This is a genomic window from Hyphomicrobium sp. MC8b, from assembly GCF_905067615.1.
GTDB lineage: Bacteria > Pseudomonadota > Alphaproteobacteria > Rhizobiales > Hyphomicrobiaceae > Hyphomicrobium_B.
Window position 1 is genome coordinate 3,781,941 of record NZ_LR898465.1, and the last position, 15,703, is coordinate 3,797,643.

The 15,703-nt window shown below is 59.9% G+C and carries 13 protein-coding genes; 9 read left to right on the forward strand and 4 right to left on the reverse strand.

The annotated features are described in order from the left end of the window. Window positions 1-42 precede the first annotated feature (42 nt). The 5 genes from ACLB1Z_RS18160 to ACLB1Z_RS18180 all read left to right on the forward strand — a co-directional run bounded on the left by ACLB1Z_RS18160 (window position 43) and on the right by ACLB1Z_RS18180 (window position 4,628). Window positions 43-939 (forward strand): ABC transporter permease, encoded by an 897-nt coding sequence (locus ACLB1Z_RS18160; RefSeq protein ID WP_409561100.1) that lies wholly within the window; start codon window positions 43-45, stop codon window positions 937-939. Further along, window positions 936-1,760 (forward strand): ABC transporter permease, encoded by an 825-nt coding sequence (locus ACLB1Z_RS18165; RefSeq protein WP_409561101.1) that lies wholly within the window; start codon window positions 936-938, stop codon window positions 1,758-1,760. Before ACLB1Z_RS18160 ends, ACLB1Z_RS18165 begins: the two co-directional genes overlap by 4 nt. A 41-nt stretch (window positions 1,761-1,801) precedes the next feature. Beyond that, window positions 1,802-2,866 (forward strand): ABC transporter substrate-binding protein, encoded by a 1,065-nt coding sequence (locus ACLB1Z_RS18170; RefSeq protein ID WP_409561102.1) that lies wholly within the window; start codon window positions 1,802-1,804, stop codon window positions 2,864-2,866. Window positions 2,867-2,932: 66 nt separating this feature from the next. Further along, complete coding sequence (locus ACLB1Z_RS18175) at window positions 2,933-3,550, forward strand: cupin domain-containing protein (RefSeq protein ID WP_409563308.1); 618 nt, start codon at window positions 2,933-2,935, stop codon at window positions 3,548-3,550. Continuing rightward, a complete protein-coding gene (locus ACLB1Z_RS18180; protein WP_409561103.1) occupies window positions 3,540-4,628 on the forward strand; it encodes an ABC transporter ATP-binding protein in 1,089 nt (362 codons plus the stop codon). Before ACLB1Z_RS18175 ends, ACLB1Z_RS18180 begins: the two co-directional genes overlap by 11 nt. A 23-nt stretch (window positions 4,629-4,651) precedes the next feature. On the opposite strand, the gene ACLB1Z_RS18185 is transcribed toward ACLB1Z_RS18180, so the two are convergent. Further along, window positions 4,652-5,425, reverse strand: coding sequence for a DeoR/GlpR family DNA-binding transcription regulator (locus ACLB1Z_RS18185; RefSeq protein ID WP_409561104.1), 774 nt, complete (start codon window positions 5,423-5,425; stop codon window positions 4,652-4,654). A 133-nt stretch (window positions 5,426-5,558) separates the two neighbouring features. On the opposite strand from ACLB1Z_RS18185, the gene ACLB1Z_RS18190 reads away from it, so the two are divergent. From ACLB1Z_RS18190 to ACLB1Z_RS18205, 4 genes are all read left to right on the forward strand, one after another. After that, window positions 5,559-7,142 (forward strand): amino acid permease, encoded by a 1,584-nt coding sequence (locus tag ACLB1Z_RS18190; protein WP_409561105.1) that lies wholly within the window; start codon window positions 5,559-5,561, stop codon window positions 7,140-7,142. Between the two features lie 92 nt (window positions 7,143-7,234). Further along, window positions 7,235-8,614, forward strand: coding sequence for an NAD(P)/FAD-dependent oxidoreductase (locus tag ACLB1Z_RS18195; RefSeq protein WP_409561106.1), 1,380 nt, complete (start codon window positions 7,235-7,237; stop codon window positions 8,612-8,614). Beyond that, window positions 8,614-9,888 carry an NAD(P)/FAD-dependent oxidoreductase gene (locus ACLB1Z_RS18200; RefSeq protein WP_409561107.1) on the forward strand — a complete coding sequence of 425 codons (1,275 nt, stop codon included), beginning with the start codon at window positions 8,614-8,616 and terminating at the stop codon, window positions 9,886-9,888. The genes ACLB1Z_RS18195 and ACLB1Z_RS18200 overlap by 1 nt, the downstream gene beginning before the upstream one ends. Beyond that, window positions 9,879-11,303, forward strand: a complete 1,425-nt coding sequence (locus tag ACLB1Z_RS18205) for an FGGY-family carbohydrate kinase (protein WP_409561108.1) — start codon at window positions 9,879-9,881, stop codon at window positions 11,301-11,303. Before ACLB1Z_RS18200 ends, ACLB1Z_RS18205 begins: the two co-directional genes overlap by 10 nt. Before the next feature lie 75 nt (window positions 11,304-11,378). Here ACLB1Z_RS18205 and ACLB1Z_RS18210 read toward each other — a convergent pair whose 3' ends face one another. The 3 genes from ACLB1Z_RS18210 to ACLB1Z_RS18220 form a co-directional block, all read right to left on the reverse strand. Continuing rightward, window positions 11,379-12,866, reverse strand: coding sequence for an amino acid permease (locus ACLB1Z_RS18210; protein WP_409561109.1), 1,488 nt, complete (start codon window positions 12,864-12,866; stop codon window positions 11,379-11,381). Between the two features lie 306 nt (window positions 12,867-13,172). Further along, window positions 13,173-13,787: a response regulator transcription factor gene (locus ACLB1Z_RS18215; protein WP_409561110.1), complete on the reverse strand. Its 615-nt coding sequence runs from the start codon at window positions 13,785-13,787 to the stop codon at window positions 13,173-13,175. Next, a complete protein-coding gene (locus ACLB1Z_RS18220; protein ID WP_409561111.1) occupies window positions 13,784-15,418 on the reverse strand; it encodes an MASE1 domain-containing protein in 1,635 nt (544 codons plus the stop codon). Before ACLB1Z_RS18220 ends, ACLB1Z_RS18215 begins: the two co-directional genes overlap by 4 nt. Between the last annotated feature and the right edge of the window lie 285 nt (window positions 15,419-15,703).

Here is a 15,703-nt window from a genome sequence, read left to right on the forward strand (position 1 = left end):
CAAATGTGAAAAACTATCCTGCCAGTTCAGGATTGCGAGTTGATGAACGCTTCCGCCGAAACTGACCACGCAATACCGGCGGCCTCTGCGCGCCACAGAGGGCTATTCCAGCTTGGAATGTCGGCACCGGGTGCGCTGGCGACATCCATCCTCGTTCTCTTTGCGCTTGGCGTGGTGCTGTTTCTGAGCTTCAGAACGAATGATGGCTCTCTGCTCGGCGGGGCGTTCACGCTCCGCAATTTCTCAGACACGTTGTCCGATCCACTTTACGCAACGATCATCCTCAGATCGCTGGCGATTGCCGGTTTCGTTACGCTTGCGACGGTCGTGACGGCCTATCCAGTGGCGTACTATCTGGCGTTTCACGCCGGCAAGCATCGCGGATTGTTGCTCTTCATCGTCACGCTGCCGTTCTGGACCAGCTACCTGTTGCGCGTTTTCGCGTGGAAAGTCGTGCTGGCGTACAACGGCGTTCTAAACTCGGTCCTGCTGACGACCGGGCTCACGTCGGAACCGATCCTCGCGTTTCTCAATACGCCGGCCGCTGTCGTCGTAACGCTGGCACATGCCTATGCGGCGTTCGCAATCCTGCCGATTTACGTCGCGCTGGAGAATGTGCCGCGTTCTCTGATCGAAGCCGCAGAGGATCTTGGTGCGCGGCCGTTCACAATCTTCCGCAAGATTATCCTGCCGATTTCGATGCCAGGCGTCATGGGAGCGGCGCTCGTCGTGTTCGTGCCGACCGTTGGTGACTACGTTACGCCAGCCCTCGTCGGCGGACCAAACAGCACGATGATCGGCTCGATGATCCAAGCGCAGTTCGGCAAGGCGAACGATTGGCCGTTTGGCGCGGCGCTTGCGGTGATCGTGATGCTGGTGATCCTCGCCGTTGTCGTGGCTGTGCGGCTTGCGGACAAGCACTTCGGGAGCCGGACATGAGCGCGGGCGCGGCTTGTTCGAAAAACGCGACGTGGCTCAAGGGTTATATCCTCGCCTACGTGCTTTTTCTCTATCTGCCGATCGCGATCATTCCGATCTTTTCGTTCAACAATTCGATCCAGGCGGCGTTCCCGCTGTCGGGTTTCACGCTCGAATGGTACCGCAGCCTCGTCAACAACGAAAATCTTCACCGCGCCTTCGAGACGAGTCTGATCGTCGGATTTTCCGCGGCGTTCCTGGCGACGTCTATTGGCATGACGGTCGCCTACATGGAAATTTCGGCAGGCGATCGCGTTTCGCGCGCGATATCGGCGCTGGCGCGGCTGCCCATTCTCATTCCAGGCGTCATCGTCGGCATTGCTCTGCTCATTCTGGTCAATCTCGCCGGACTTGGCCCTTCGCGCACGGCCATCGTGCTGGGGCATACTCTCGTGGCGCTCCCGACCGCTGTCGTCATCATGCGGAGCCGGTTCCTGTCGCTGCCGAAAAGCTACAGCGAAGTCGCGATGGATCTCGGCGCGCACGAATGGACGACCTTCCGGCGCATCATTCTGCCGCTCGCCGCCCCCGCCATCGCATCGTCGTTCATGCTGTCGTTTCTGACGTCGTTCGACGAATTCATCGTCGCGTTCTTTCTGTCCGGAACCGAGCCGACGCTGCCGCTCTACGTCTGGGGGCAGTTGCGCTTTCCGAAATCGCTTCCGAGCGTCATGGCGCTCGGCTCCGTCATTCTTTTGGCTTCGGTCGTCATTGCGACAACCGCCGAGATCATCCGGCGGCGCGGCGCATCCGCGACCGAACTTCCCCTCTCTTTCAAATGAAGTGTGCCGAGCTCTTGAACGCGAACAGGGAGTATCAAGTTATGCAGGGATTGACGTTACGAAACACGCTGCGCAAGGCCGTCGGCCTGGCGTCTCTGGTTGCGGCCATCGCAACACCGGCGCTTGCCGCCGACAAGCTCACCTATTTTACATGGTCGGGCTATGAACTGCCCGCCTTCAACAAGAGCTTCCTGAAAGAACATCCGGACGGCGTCGAAACGTCGGTCTTCAGCGATGACGATGAAGCTTTCACGAAAGTGAAAGCCGGTTTTCATCCCGATCTCGCGCATCCCTGCTACGACAAGATCGCGCGCTGGAACAAGGAGGGCCTGCTGCAGCCGATCGATACGAAGCGGATCAAGAACTGGGATACGATTTTCCCGGTCTTCAAAGACCTTCCCGATATTCAAGCCGGTGACGGCAAGGTCTGGATGGTACCTTGGGATTGGGGCAATACCTCTATCCTCTACCGTACCGATCTCGTGAAAGATCCCGCTCCATCGTGGAACCTGCTGTGGGACAAGCAATACGCTGGACGCCTTGCGACGATCGACGCGGTTCACGATACGCCTGTCGTCGCGGCCATCATGGCCGGCGTCAATCCGTTCGACATGTCGCCAGCCGACCTCGAAAAAGTCGCTGCGAAGCTGCATGAACAGCGACCGCTGCTGCGGGCCTACACGACGGACATGACCTCGGTCGAACAATCTCTCGCCAGCGGCGAGCTTGTCGCGGCGATGACATGGAACGCTTCGGCGACCGCCCTTAAAAAGCAGGGCGTGAAGGTCGAATTTATGAAGCCGAAGGAAGGCATGCTGACGTGGGCATGCGGGTTCGTGATGCTGAAGGACGCCAAGAACATCGATCTCGCCTATGACTTCATCAACAGCCGCCTAGAGGGCGACTCAGGCAAAGAGCTCATCACGCAGTACGGCTACGGCAGCGCTTCGAAGGCGGCATTCGATCTCGTTCCGAAGGAAGAGCTTGACCGTCTGCAGCTTCCGGCCGATCCGAACGTCGTTCTGAAGAGCACGGTTTTCACTGGACCGATGAAGCAGAACGACGAACTCGCCAAGATGTTCGAGAAGATCAAGGCTGGCGGCTGATCGCGCGCCAATCGAAGACAAAAGATGCAGCTCTTTTTCAGATAGAGGGTCACGACTGTGGCGCGGATGAAGGTAAAAGAAGCACGCGACGAGGCTTCCGATCAGACCCCCTCCGAGGCGGACATTCGCCTCGGCCGCCGCATTCGTGCGCTACGACTCGAACGAAAGCTCGGCATCACTGATGTTGCCCAGCGCGCCGGAATTTCCGTCGGCGCGCTGAGTCAAATCGAACGTGGCTTGACCTCGCTGAGGATTCGCGTGCTCTGGCCGTTGGCCGCTGCACTCGGCGTCGAGCCGCACAGCCTGCTTGGCGACGACGAGAACAAGAGCAGCGATCTTTACGTCGTCCGTGCGACGAAGAGAAAGGAAGTGCCGGTTCGATCGCAGGGCATGCGTAAGGAGTTGCTGTCTCCGCCGGGTTCGGTGCTGACGGGCCTTCTGGTTCATGTCGAACCGGGCGGCGGGACGGGGGAGTCCTACAGTCATGCGGGCTACGAGTTCGGCCTCGTCAAAAAAGGCCAGGTCGAGTTGACGATCGATAGCGTCGTCTATCTTCTTAAGGCTGGCGACAGTTTCGCATTCAAGAGCACGCTGAAACATTCGTTCCACAACGGCGGCAAAGAGCGGTGCGAAATCGTTTGGATCAACACGACAAAGACGACCGAGATTCGTAATGGCGACTGATTCACTGCTGCGCCTCGATGGGGTTTCCAAAGTTTTCGATAGTGGCACGGTCGGTCTCGATAACGTTACGCTCGACATCGCTCATGGCGAGTTCATTAGCCTTCTCGGCCCCTCCGGGTGCGGAAAGACGACAAGCCTGCGCGTGATGGCGGGCTTTGAAGCGCCGACCAGTGGCCGCGTCCTGCTCGATGGCAAAGACATCACGGCGCTTCGCCCCTATGACAGGCCGCTTAATACCGTTTTCCAAGACTACGCCCTGTTTCCGCATATGAACGTCGCGGAGAACGTCGGGTTCGGGTTATCGCTGCGAAAGCTTCCGGCCGGTGATGCTAAAAAGAAAATCGCCGAGGCGCTGGATCTGGTCGGGCTCGCCGACAAAATCAGCGCACGCGTTTCGATGCTGTCGGGCGGTCAACGCCAACGCGTTGCACTGGCGCGCGCGCTGGTGTGCTCGCCGCGCGTGCTTCTTCTCGATGAACCGCTGTCGGCGCTCGATGCGAACCTGCGCGAGCAGATGCAGATCGAATTGAAGCGGCTGCAATCACGTCTCGGCACGACGTTCGTGATGGTCACGCACGATCAAGCGGAAGCACTGTCGATCTCGGACCGCATCGTCGTCTTGAACCGCGGGAGGATCGAGCAGATTGCGTCGCCGTCGGAGCTTTACGATGCGCCTGCGACGCGCTTCGTGGCGGATTTCATCGGAAGCATGAATGTTCTTGACGCCGAGATCGTGGAAACGACAACCACAGGCGTGCGCGTCGCTGCGGGTTCGATGATCCTCGAAGTTCCAGCAGAATGCATTCGCGCTACGCCAGGCCGAGGCGGGCCGGTATTGATATGTGTGCGGCCGGAGGAGCTGACCGCTCATCCGGATGCAATGGACAACACGGTCGCAGCGCAGATCCTATCGACTGTCTTCTATGGTCCGACGCTCCGGCTGTTCGTCGAAACAAATGCCGGCCAGAAGCTGATGATCGACATGGGGCGCCGCCGATCGACCGAAACGTTCGACGCCGGGGCGACGGTGCACGTCCGGCCCGTTCGCGGCTCCGGACGGCTTCTCGACAAGGACTAACGTTGATGCACGGGCCTGCTGGGTTACGAGGCCACAATGATTTCGGCTCCGGCATCCTTCAGAGCAGCTGCGATATCGTCGGGTGGCTCCGCTTCGGTCACAACCCGCGAGACGGCATCGAGCGGCGCAACCTTGATTAAGCCGCCGCGCCCGAATTTTGTCGCGTCTGCGAGCACCGTCACGGATTTAGCTTGCGCGATCATCGCCCGGGCAACATCCGCTTCCCGGACATCATAATCGAGAATCCCGACCGTCTCGATGGAGCCGACCGCCAACACCGCGTGGACCGCGTGAAATTGACTGATCTGTTCGACCGCGAGCGGACCAAGGTTCTCGGTTCCGTCGGCGCGGTATTCGCCGCCGATCAGAAACGTCGAACTCGATGGGCCTCGCGCCGCGAGTGCAGCGATAGCTGCCGAGTTGGTGATGATCGTCAGTCCGGTCGCCGTCGAAAGCTCTTCGGCGAACCACAGCGTCGTCGTTCCAGTGTCGACGAACAACGTATCTCCAGGTTGAAAAAGCTGGATCGCACGGCGGGCGACGGTGCGCTTGGCATCGGCATTTTCCAACAGTCTGCCCTGAAACGATCCTTCGATGTCAGCGTCGGGAAGTCGTGGCTCCGAGATCGTCGCGCCGCCGTGAATCTTCCGTACACGCCCCCTTTCGGCCAGATCGGTCAGATCCCGGCGAATGGTTTCCCGTGAGGTTCCAAGGAGTTCGGCTAAAGCATCGACCGTTACCCGCTCACGCTCGCGAACGACCTGTTCGATTCGTTCCCGTCTAATTGTAGGTCGCATTTCGCCTTGCCCGTTCGGTCATTCTATTTGACTGTTCAACTATTCTGTCGGACCATACAAACAAATAAATTGCCCGAATGGGCAAATTTTGGTTCGCATAGATCCCGATTCACTTCGCAACTGGGGGTTGAGCATGACTCACGACGAAGACACTAAGGTCCTGCACTCAATGGGCTACGCGCAAGAACTGTCGCGGCGTATGGGCGGGTTTTCGAACTTCGCTATCTCGTTTTCGATCATTTGTATCCTTGCGGGCGGTATCACGTCGTTTCCGCTCGCGATGGCAACGGGCGGTGCGTTCCAGGCGACGATCGGCTGGATCGTCGGCGGCTTGTTCGCGATGCTGGTTGCAGCATGTCTCGGCCAGATCGCTTCGGCCTATCCGACGGCAGGCGCGCTTTATCACTGGTCTTCGATTCTCGGCGGGCGCGGCTGGGGGTGGGCCACGGCTTGGATCAACCTGCTTGGTCTCATCTTCGTCGTGGCGTCTGTCGACGTCGGCGTTTGGCAGCTCTTCCGCGACCTCGTCGTAGCTGGCGTGTTCCATGTCGATGTGACGTCGTGGACTGCGTTGTCGACCGATCCGCTTCCTGCCGGAATGACGCTCGATCAGGTCAACGCCAATAATGCTCATGCCTACTACGTGCAGGTGGCGGCGGTGAGCGCCATCGTCATCGTGCAAGCGCTGGTGAACCACTTCGGCATCAAGCTAACGACCTTGCTGACCGACTTTTCGGGCTACCTCATCTTGGTGGTCGCGGTGGTGCTGACTGTCATGTTCTTCGTCTGGGGCGCGGGTAACTATTCGCACGCATTCACATTTACGAACAACACTGGCGACGCCGGTGGCGGATACGTTCCGGCGGCGCGGACGGCGATTATCGCATTCTTGGTCGGCTTGCTCTATCCGCTTTATACAATCACCGGCTTCGATGCTTCGGCACATACGTCAGAAGAAACCACTGACGCTCGACGTGCAGTGCCGCGCGGGATGATTCACTCGGTATTCTGGTCGCTGGTGTTCGGTTTCGTAATGGCCGTGTCATTTGTCGTGGCGAGCCCAGACCTTGCAACAACGGCGAAGGATGGCGCCGCAGCGTGGTTCAACCTCTTCAATAATCTTCCGGCTCCGACGCCGCTTAAGGACGTCATCGCAATCTGTATCGTGCTGGCGAACTTCATCTGCGCACTTGCCGGTCTCACCTCGACGTCACGCATGATCTACGCGTTTGCGCGTGACGGCGGCCTTCCCGGCTCAAGCTTGTGGAAGCGGGTCAGTCCACAATGGCGCACGCCCGTTCCGGCGATCTGGCTGGCTGCGATTTTGTCTATTGCGGCCACGCTCTACTCTCCGGCCTTTGCTGCACTCGCGGCCGGGTGCGCCCTCTTCCTTTATGTGTCGTACGCTATGCCGGTCGCCGCCGGTCTCTTCGCTGAAGGAAAGACGTGGACCGAGTTTGGGCCGTTTCGGCTCGGCGTGTTTTCGAAGCCAATGGCGGTTCTGGTCATAATCGGCACATTTATCCTGATGTACGCCGGTATCCAGCCTCCGTTCGACATCCTGATCAACTACGCGATCGGATTGATCGTACTGCTGGTCGTTCTGTGGTTCGGCCTCGAGTCGCGCCGCTTCAAGGGCCCGCCGATCGGTGCGGAAATCGCGAAGCGTCAGGCGGAGATTGCAGCCGCCGAGCGTGCTGTGGGCGAGTCGTCCTAATTACGTCACGACAACGGCCGTGGGCATGGCTTTGCCCACGGCTTTTCTATTTTCATTTCGGCGCGGACGCCGAAGCTTAGAGGACGAAGGTCATGTCGGTCGCAGACGTCGCCATCGTTGGTGCGGGCGCCGTAGGCTGTGCGATGGCGCGGCGGTTTACTCTCGAAGGCGCGCGCGTCATCCTTCTGGAGCGCGGTGCCGACCTGCTTTCCGGCGCCAGCAAGGGAAACAGCGCCATTCTACATACCGGCTTCGATGCGCCTCCGGGCAGCGTCGAGCTGAGTTGTATGCAAGCCGGCTATGCCGAATATCTCCAAATCCGTGATGATTTTAACCTGCCGCTGCTGGAGACGGGCGCGATGGTCGTCGCCTGGTCAGAGGCCGAGCGCGCGGCACTCGATGGCATCGAGGCACAAGCGAAGACAAACGGCGTCAATGACGTCCGCCGCCTGACGGCAGCAGAAATTCGAGCCCGCGAACCCGAACTTTCTCCGCGCGCACTCGAAGCGCTGCTGGTGCCGGGCGAGCATGTGATCGACCCCTGGTCGCCGTTTCTGGCGTATCTGAAACAGTCGGAAGCGCACGGCGCTGAAATCGTATTCGGAGCAGAGGTCGTTTCCGGCGCCTTCGATGGAACGACCTGGACGCTTCAGACCACGCGTGGCGCGCGCCGGGCTCGGACCGTAATCAATTGCGCGGGTCTTTACGGCGATCGGCTCGATGCCACGCTGCTCGGGATGGCGTCATTTCAGATCAAGCCGCGGAAAGGCCAATTCGTTGTCTTCGACAAGGCGGCGTCAAAGCTTTTGAAGACGATCATTCTCCCGGTTCCGTCGGAGCGGACCAAAGGCGTCGTGCTGACGCGGACCGTGTTCGGCAATGTGCTCGTCGGACCGACTGCGGAAGAACAGGACGACCGTGATCGCGCGACCGTCGAGGAGGAAGCGCTGCGTGGCCTGCTCGCCAAAGCCGAAGAGATGGTCCCCGCGTTGGCAACCGTCGACGTCACGGCGATTTATGCGGGCTTGCGTCCGGCGACCGAGGAGAAAGGCTATCGCATCAACGTGCGAGGTGATCGCAATTGGATCACGGTCGGCGGCATCCGCTCGACGGGGCTCACGGCATCGCTCGGCATCGCGCGGCATGTCTATGGTCTTTATAGCGATATGGGACATCAGCACGCCGCCATTATCGACCCCATAATGCCGCGCGTGCCCAATCTCGCCGAGCATCGGCCGAGGGATTGGCAGACCGCCGGATACGGCGAGATCGTCTGCCATTGCGAAATGGTGACGTTGCGCGAAATCGAAAAAGCCTTGTCAGGGTCGATCCCGGCAGGCGATTTCGGCGGCCTGCGGCGGCGCACGCGTTGCGGCATGGGACGTTGCCAGGGCTTTTACTGCAATGCGCAGCTCGCGCTTCTAACGGCGGGCTGTTTCGCATCGCCTCTCGCGGTCGGAGACGCAGGGTGATGTCGGCGCCATTCGGAGTTCGAAGCGCCGATGTTCTTATCATCGGCGCGGGTCCAGCTGGACTGTCCGCAGCGACACAGCTTCGCAAGCTCGGCGTCGCCCACGTCATGGTGGTAGAGCGCGAACCGATGGGCGGCGGCATTCCGCGCCACTGCGGCCACCCGCCGTTCGGCATTCGCGAATTTGGTTGGGTCATGACAGGACCTGCTTATGCGCGGCGGCTCGTCGATCGGGCGGTGAAATCCGGCGTGGAGCTTCAGCTTGGCTGCACGGTCGTCTCGATCGACCATGCCGACGATCTTGTCGTCACATGCGCCAGCAATCGCGGCCCGCTCACAGTCGTTGCGAAACGTGTCGTTATCGCTACGGGCGTTCGCGAACGGCCTCGCTCGGCGCGGCTGGTTTCGGGCGAACGGCCGATCGGCGTCATCAACACTGGCGCGCTGCAGGAATACGCCTATCTGCAGAAGCTCATTCCATTTCGACGCCCGTTGATCGTCGGGACGGAGCTCGTCTCTGTTTCTAGTCTGCTGACATGCCGTAACATCGGCGCGAAACCCGTGGCGATGATCGAGAGCCGGAACCAACCGACCGTGCGACCTATTTCCATGTGGCTGCCGAGGTTGCTCGGTATCCCCGTTCGCTATGGAACACATCTCGTCGACATCAAGGGTCGGTCACGCGTGGAAGCCGTCACGCTGCTGTGCCCGGACGGGACGCATGAAGACATCGCATGTGACGGTGTGCTGTTTACGGGGTCGTTCAAGCCGGAAGCCTCGCTTGCCCGTTCTGTGGGTTTGGATATCGACGCGGGAACAGGTGGCCCTGTCATCGACCAATTCGCGCGCACGAGTGAGCCGCGCATCTTTGCGGCAGGGAATATATTGCATCCCGTCGAAACAGCCGGCTGGTCGTGGCGCGAGGGCCGGCGCGTCGGCGGCTTCATCGCCGATGATCTCAACGCCAGGCTGCCCGCGGCGGATCAAGCGATTCGCCTGAAACCGGGCCCTGGCATTCGGTATGTCGTGCCTCAACGGATCGTTCCCGGCGGCGAAGGCCTGTCGCATCTTCAGTTGCGTGCGGCGGATAGCGTTTCGGGATCGCTGGTCGCGATGGCCGACGGCCAGATCATCTGCAAGCAACCGTTGACCTCGTCGCCGGAGCGGCGAATCCTGGCGCCTATCTCGGCATTCGAGAATGCCAATTCCGACATCACCATCGGTGTCGAGGGAATGCAAGCCACTGACATTCGGAGCCGTTCCACATGCGAGTAGCCGCGATCGACCAAGGGACAACGTCGACGCGTGTGCTGGTCGCCGACACGGATGGGAGACTTGAGATTGCGTCCTCGGTGACGCATCAGCAATTCCATCCGCATCCCGGTTGGGTCGAGCACGATCCGGAGGAGCTGCTGACAAACATCCGGCGCTGTCTCGATGCGGCAGGCGAAGTCGATGCCATCGGGATCGACAATCAAGGCGAAAGCTGCCTTGCCTGGGATGCCGAAACCGGCGCAGCGCTATCACCCGTTATCGTCTGGCAGGACAATCGCACTGCCGATGCTGTCGGGCGCTTGAAAGATAAAGGCGCAGCGTCACTGACACTCTCGCGTGCGGGGTTGCCGCTCGACGCCTATTTTTCTGCATCGAAGCTTGCCTGGATCGTCGCCAATATTCCGGTGGCGAAGGATGCCCTGGCGGCGGGACGTTTGCGGCTCGGCACGACGGACGCATTTTTTCTCGATCGTCTCGCCGGGACCTTTGCAACGGACGTGACGACCGCGTCGCGGACGTCATTGATGGACCTCGAAACCGGCAAGTGGGACACCGATCTTTGCGATCTGTTCGGTGTGCCGATCTCGGCGTTGCCGGAGATAAGACCGACGGTCGCAAATTTCGGCCGCATCAATGATGTGCCCGTCACTGCCTCAGTCGTTGATCAGCAGGCTGCACTTTTCGGTCACGGTTGCCGCGAGCCGGGAGATGCGAAGATCACATTCGGGACGGGGGCGTTTGCGCTGGCCGTGACGGGCAAAGAGATCGCTCATGCGCCTGAAAAGGGGCTACTGCCGACCGTCGCCTGGTCGATCAATGGGACAATGACCTATGCGATCGACGGCGGCGTTTACGACGCTGGTTCGGCGGTCGAGTGGGCGCGGCGTATCGGACTGATCGTAGACATCGAGAAGGATCTTGAATGGTTCGACGCCGAGCCCGCCATCGACCGTGACGTTGTGTTCGTTCCGGCGCTTTCCGGCCTTGCTTGCCCGCACTGGGACCGGACTGCGGCGTCGTTGTTTCTGGGCATGTCGGCGGCGACGACACAGGCAGACATGCAGCAGGCACTGCTCGAAGGTATCGCCTTGAGCGCTGCAGATGTCATCGCAGCCATGCACGCGCACGTCCCGATCGGCGGGTCTATTGCAATCGACGGCGGCCTTGCGCGCAGCCGGTACTTCGCACAATTCCTGGCCGACATGATTGGGCGCGAGGTTATCGTCGCGGATTTCGATGAGCGCACGGCGTTCGGAACGGCTAAGCTCGCGGCGCTCGGCGCCGGCATATCGCTGCCGAATGCCAAGAGCACCGCTCAAAGCTTCCATCCCCGAGTTGCCGATAGCTCGGCGACGCGGCGGCGTTTTCATGACGCAGTTGCGCGCTGCAAGGGTTGGCGTGATCTCGGCGAATAATTTTCTGCCGGTTCCAATAGAAAATCGCGCCGCTCGATCCCGAGCGGCGCGACGCGTTTCTGCCGTTGATGCCGATTAGTGCGTCTTATATTCGGCCGTACCTTTGGAAAGCGCGAACTCTTCCTCAGGTGAGAGGATGAGTTTGTGGCGGCCGATTACAGCGAAGTAGAGAATACCGACCGCGAACCAGGCGATGACGCCGTAGATGCCCTGCTGATAGGTGCTGTCGCCAAGCTGGTACCACAGCGTAACGGCGGCGATGATAATCGTCAGAACGGCACCGGGAATACCGAGCGGACTGCGATAGGGACGCTCGATGTCGGGCATCTTGATGCGCAGCAGTATGAACGAAATCGCCTGCAGCATGTAGGAGCACATGGCGCCGAACACCGCCATGTTGAGCAGCGTCGTGCCGATCTGATCCTTGTTGATGAAGTAGATGATCGTCATCAAGATCAGGCCGACGGCCGAACCCGTAAGCATCGCGACATAGGGCGTCTTGAGCTTGTGCCCCGTGATCGAAAGGGCCGTCGGGAAGTAGCCCGCGCGGCTCAACGAATAGACCTGCCGGCCCATGGCGTAGAGAATGGTGTGGAAGCTCGCGATCAGACCGGTCAATGCGATGATGCCGAGCAGCACGACGGCGCCGCTGCCGTAGATCGCACGGAAGCCATCGAGCAAAGGTTCGCCCGACGTCGACAGCTTGAAAGCGCCGACGCCGATGACCGACGGGTTCAGCAGCACGATCATGAAGGCCGAGACGATCAGCGTACACATGCCAAGGATGATGCCCTTCGGCATGTCGCGCTTCGGATCGACCGATTCCTCAGCCGCGAGCGGAAGCTGTTCGATGGCGAGGAACAACCAGACCGCAAACGGCAAAGTTTTCAGAACGCCTTCCCAACCATAGGGGAACATCGGGCCGTTGCCGTTCGGAAGCTCCGTGCCGTCAGGCGCGATGTTAAGCGCCCAGCGGTTGAAGTCCATGTTCGGAATGGCGCTGATCCAGAACACGACCAGGATCGCGAGCGAGAGCAGCGTGACGATCAGGGTCACGCGGAACGACAGCGCGACGCCGAAGATGTTGAGTGCGAGGAAGACGACAAACGTCGCTATCCATAAAAGTGGCTCTGGCTGAGCACCTATTCCCGCGGTTTCAAGGATTCCATTCAGATAGGAGCCGATGAAGTAGCAGACGACCGTCGGCGTGACCACGTATTCGACGTTTTCGCAAAGGCCGGTGATGAAGCCGCCCCATGGACCCATCGACGAGCGGGCGAAGGAGTAGGCGGCGCCCGTGTGCGGCAGCGCCGGGCTCATTTCGGCGATGGAAAACACGAGGCCGAGGTACATGACGGCGATGATGCCGCCAGCGACCAGCATGCCGCCCCAGCCACCGGTGCCGAAGCCGAAGTTCCAGCCGGAGAAGTGTCCCGAGATCACCGCGCCGACGCCGAGCGCCCACAGTGACCAGATGCCCGCATATCGCTGAAGGCCGCGGGCCTTGAAGTATTCGTCACCTACGCGTTCGTAGCTGACGCCTGACGCACTCTGATCGTCCATGATTGTCTCCCCACATGAAGCTGCCGACCAGGCGCGGAAGAGAGCCGAATTTTGGATGAAACTCCCCGCGAGGGTGATGGAGCGCCACGAGGATGCGGAACTTGCCGGCTTGCGCCGTCAATGCTCAAACGCATGCGCGTCCTCTGCATGCCACCCCCTGCGCCAGATCAGCGTTCGAAACTGAACACCGAAGCAATTGCAGCTTTGCACCAGAGTTCCGAGAGCGATAGCAGGGAGAGGATACCAGAGTACAATTACTCTATCGGCACAGAAAAAGGGGCTGGCCGTTCGCATAAGTCAGCGATTTCAATGATCCTGTAAATGGGTGCCGTCGAGCCAAGTTGCAAGTCTGACGAGTTCGGCGAGGTTGCGCGTGCGCATTCTTTCCATCACCCACGCACGGTAGTTTTCGACGGTGCGGGTGCTCAAGCCGAGCTTCAACGCAATCTCCTTGTTGGAGAGCCCGAGAACAAGATGGTCCATGACTTGCTTCTGTCGCGGTGAAAGCTCGGCAACGCGATTTTGAAATTCGGCGCGCATGTCGGCGTCAACCTTTTTGCGCGCGCCAACATCGACGGCATGGCGGATGCTGGCGACGATCCGTTCGTCCGAGAACGGCTTTTCGATGAAATCGAGCGCCCCGTTCTTGACCGCCGTCACGGCCATAGAAATATCGCCGTGACCGGTGATGAGAATGACGGGCAGACTCGGATAGCGCTGCGCGATCTCGTGATGCAGTTCGATCCCCGTCATGTTGGGCAAGCGCACGTCGGAGACGACGCAGCCGATGTCGCCCTCATCAGCCTCCGACATGAAGGCCTCGGCGGACTGGTAGGAACAAACGTCAAGCCCCGCGCCTTGAAGGAGCTGACCCAACGAATCCAGAACGGCAAAATCATCGTCGATAATAGCGATCTTCATGTCGTCGTGCTCTTTGCCTCCTTGCCGACTTTCGGCAGCGTGAAAGATACGCGTGCGCCTGCTGTGTTCCCGCCGAGCGTCAACCGTCCGCCGTGCGACTGAATGATCGAACGGCTCAGCGACAATCCAAGCCCCATGCCGTCGGGCTTGGTCGTGGTGAAGGGTGAGATGGGGCGTTCCAATAAAACTGGCTCGAAACCTGGGCCATTGTCGATGACGGAAATGACGATGAAGACCTGTCCGTCGTCGGCGACTTCTATCTGGATTTTACCATCTGCAATGCACGAGACCATGATTGCCTCGGATGCGTTCTTGACGAGATTCGTGACGACCTGTTCGATCTGTAGGCGATCCACACAAACGTTCGGCAAATCGCGCGGGATGATCGTAGCTAACGTGATACCGTGCTCTTCCAGGTCCGCGCGACAAACCGATTCCGCTCGTCGGACGAGATCGAGCACCGAGACAACTTCGAAGCGCGAACTGCCCGCACCAATGAAATCGCGAAGCCAGCGGATGACAGCAGCTGCGCGATCGACCTGCTCAATAATTTGTTCGGTCGTGCGGACGGCGGCGGCCTGATCGACGACATCACGTTTCAGGTTCTGACGACCCACGCGCGCGTAATTGCCGATGGCGGCCAAGGGTTGATTGATTTCATGTGCGATTGCCGCCGCCAGCGCACCCAGTGCTCCGACGCGAGACGCACGGCCAAGGGCTTCGCGATGCAGCCACAGCTCACGCTGGGTGTTGCGCTGCTCGGTGACGAGCGCGCCGACGATTAGTCCCGTCAAAGCCAATGCGAGCATCATTGTCTGCAGCGCTGTGATGCTCACGCCGCTGTGTCCGGTAAGCTGGATCGCGGTAATCAGCAGCACTTGCGTCACGACCAGTGCGCCCGTCACCGCCTCCAATCCAAAACGCACGGCAATCCAAATGACAGGGAGAAACAAGAGATAGAAAAGCTGAGACGGATTGCTCGTCGCAGTTCCGAAAATCAGGAAGAGCGCACCGACCATGACTGCAAACGGCAGTAAAAGCTCAGCCGAATGCGGGAGGATCGTGCGGCCTGCAAAGAGAAACAGCAGAAATGGCGTCATCACGGTGATGCCGATCATGTCGCCGACCCACCAGCCGAGAATTCCTCGTCCGATCTGATCGACGCTGATGATCGACATCATCGCGAGGAGTGTCACGCAGACTGTAGCGGCCACCGCCGCCGCAACCGCAGCCGTCCCCAGCAGCCAAATCAGATCCTGCCTTAATTGAAGCGCACCTGAAAATGGGCCGTTCTCGCGTGTCAGAAACCAAGCGGCGGCCGAATAGGTGCCTCCAATGATGAGGACCACTGAGACTTCGGCGCCGAGCGGCAGAGGAAATTGGCGCAAGAGACCGTCAGCCACCAGAGGCGCGAGGAACAGCCAGGGGATGAACGAACGGCCGAATGCCAGCACCAATGCGATACTGACGCCTGTCGTCGGATTCCAGGGCGTTATCCCGAACGCGCTCAGGGGATCGACGAAGCTCAACCAGTCCAGTGCGACGTAGGCTGCAAGATATGCGGCGCCCAGCGCGACATACCGCGGCGGCGGCATGCCGATGACCGTATCTCGCGTCAACGCCTGAAGCATTTCGCGCACCCTTTGGGAGCGACCCCATGCCGGCTCCCGTAGAGTTACTCTAGTTCGATCGCCAGCGATTCACTACTCGCGCACTTGCCCAGAATTGCATCATCCTGCCGACTACGGTGTCGTTATGGCCCATGGAGCCGTGCACCGACGAGCCACGGATGTGCGGCAAGCCATGCCCGGATCACGTATTTTTCGTGGGTCGCCACAAAGGTTCGTGATCCGGTTTATCTTTTCCTCGCGAGGCCGCGATGCGTTCAAGCGTCAAAAGCGATGGACAAAAATCGC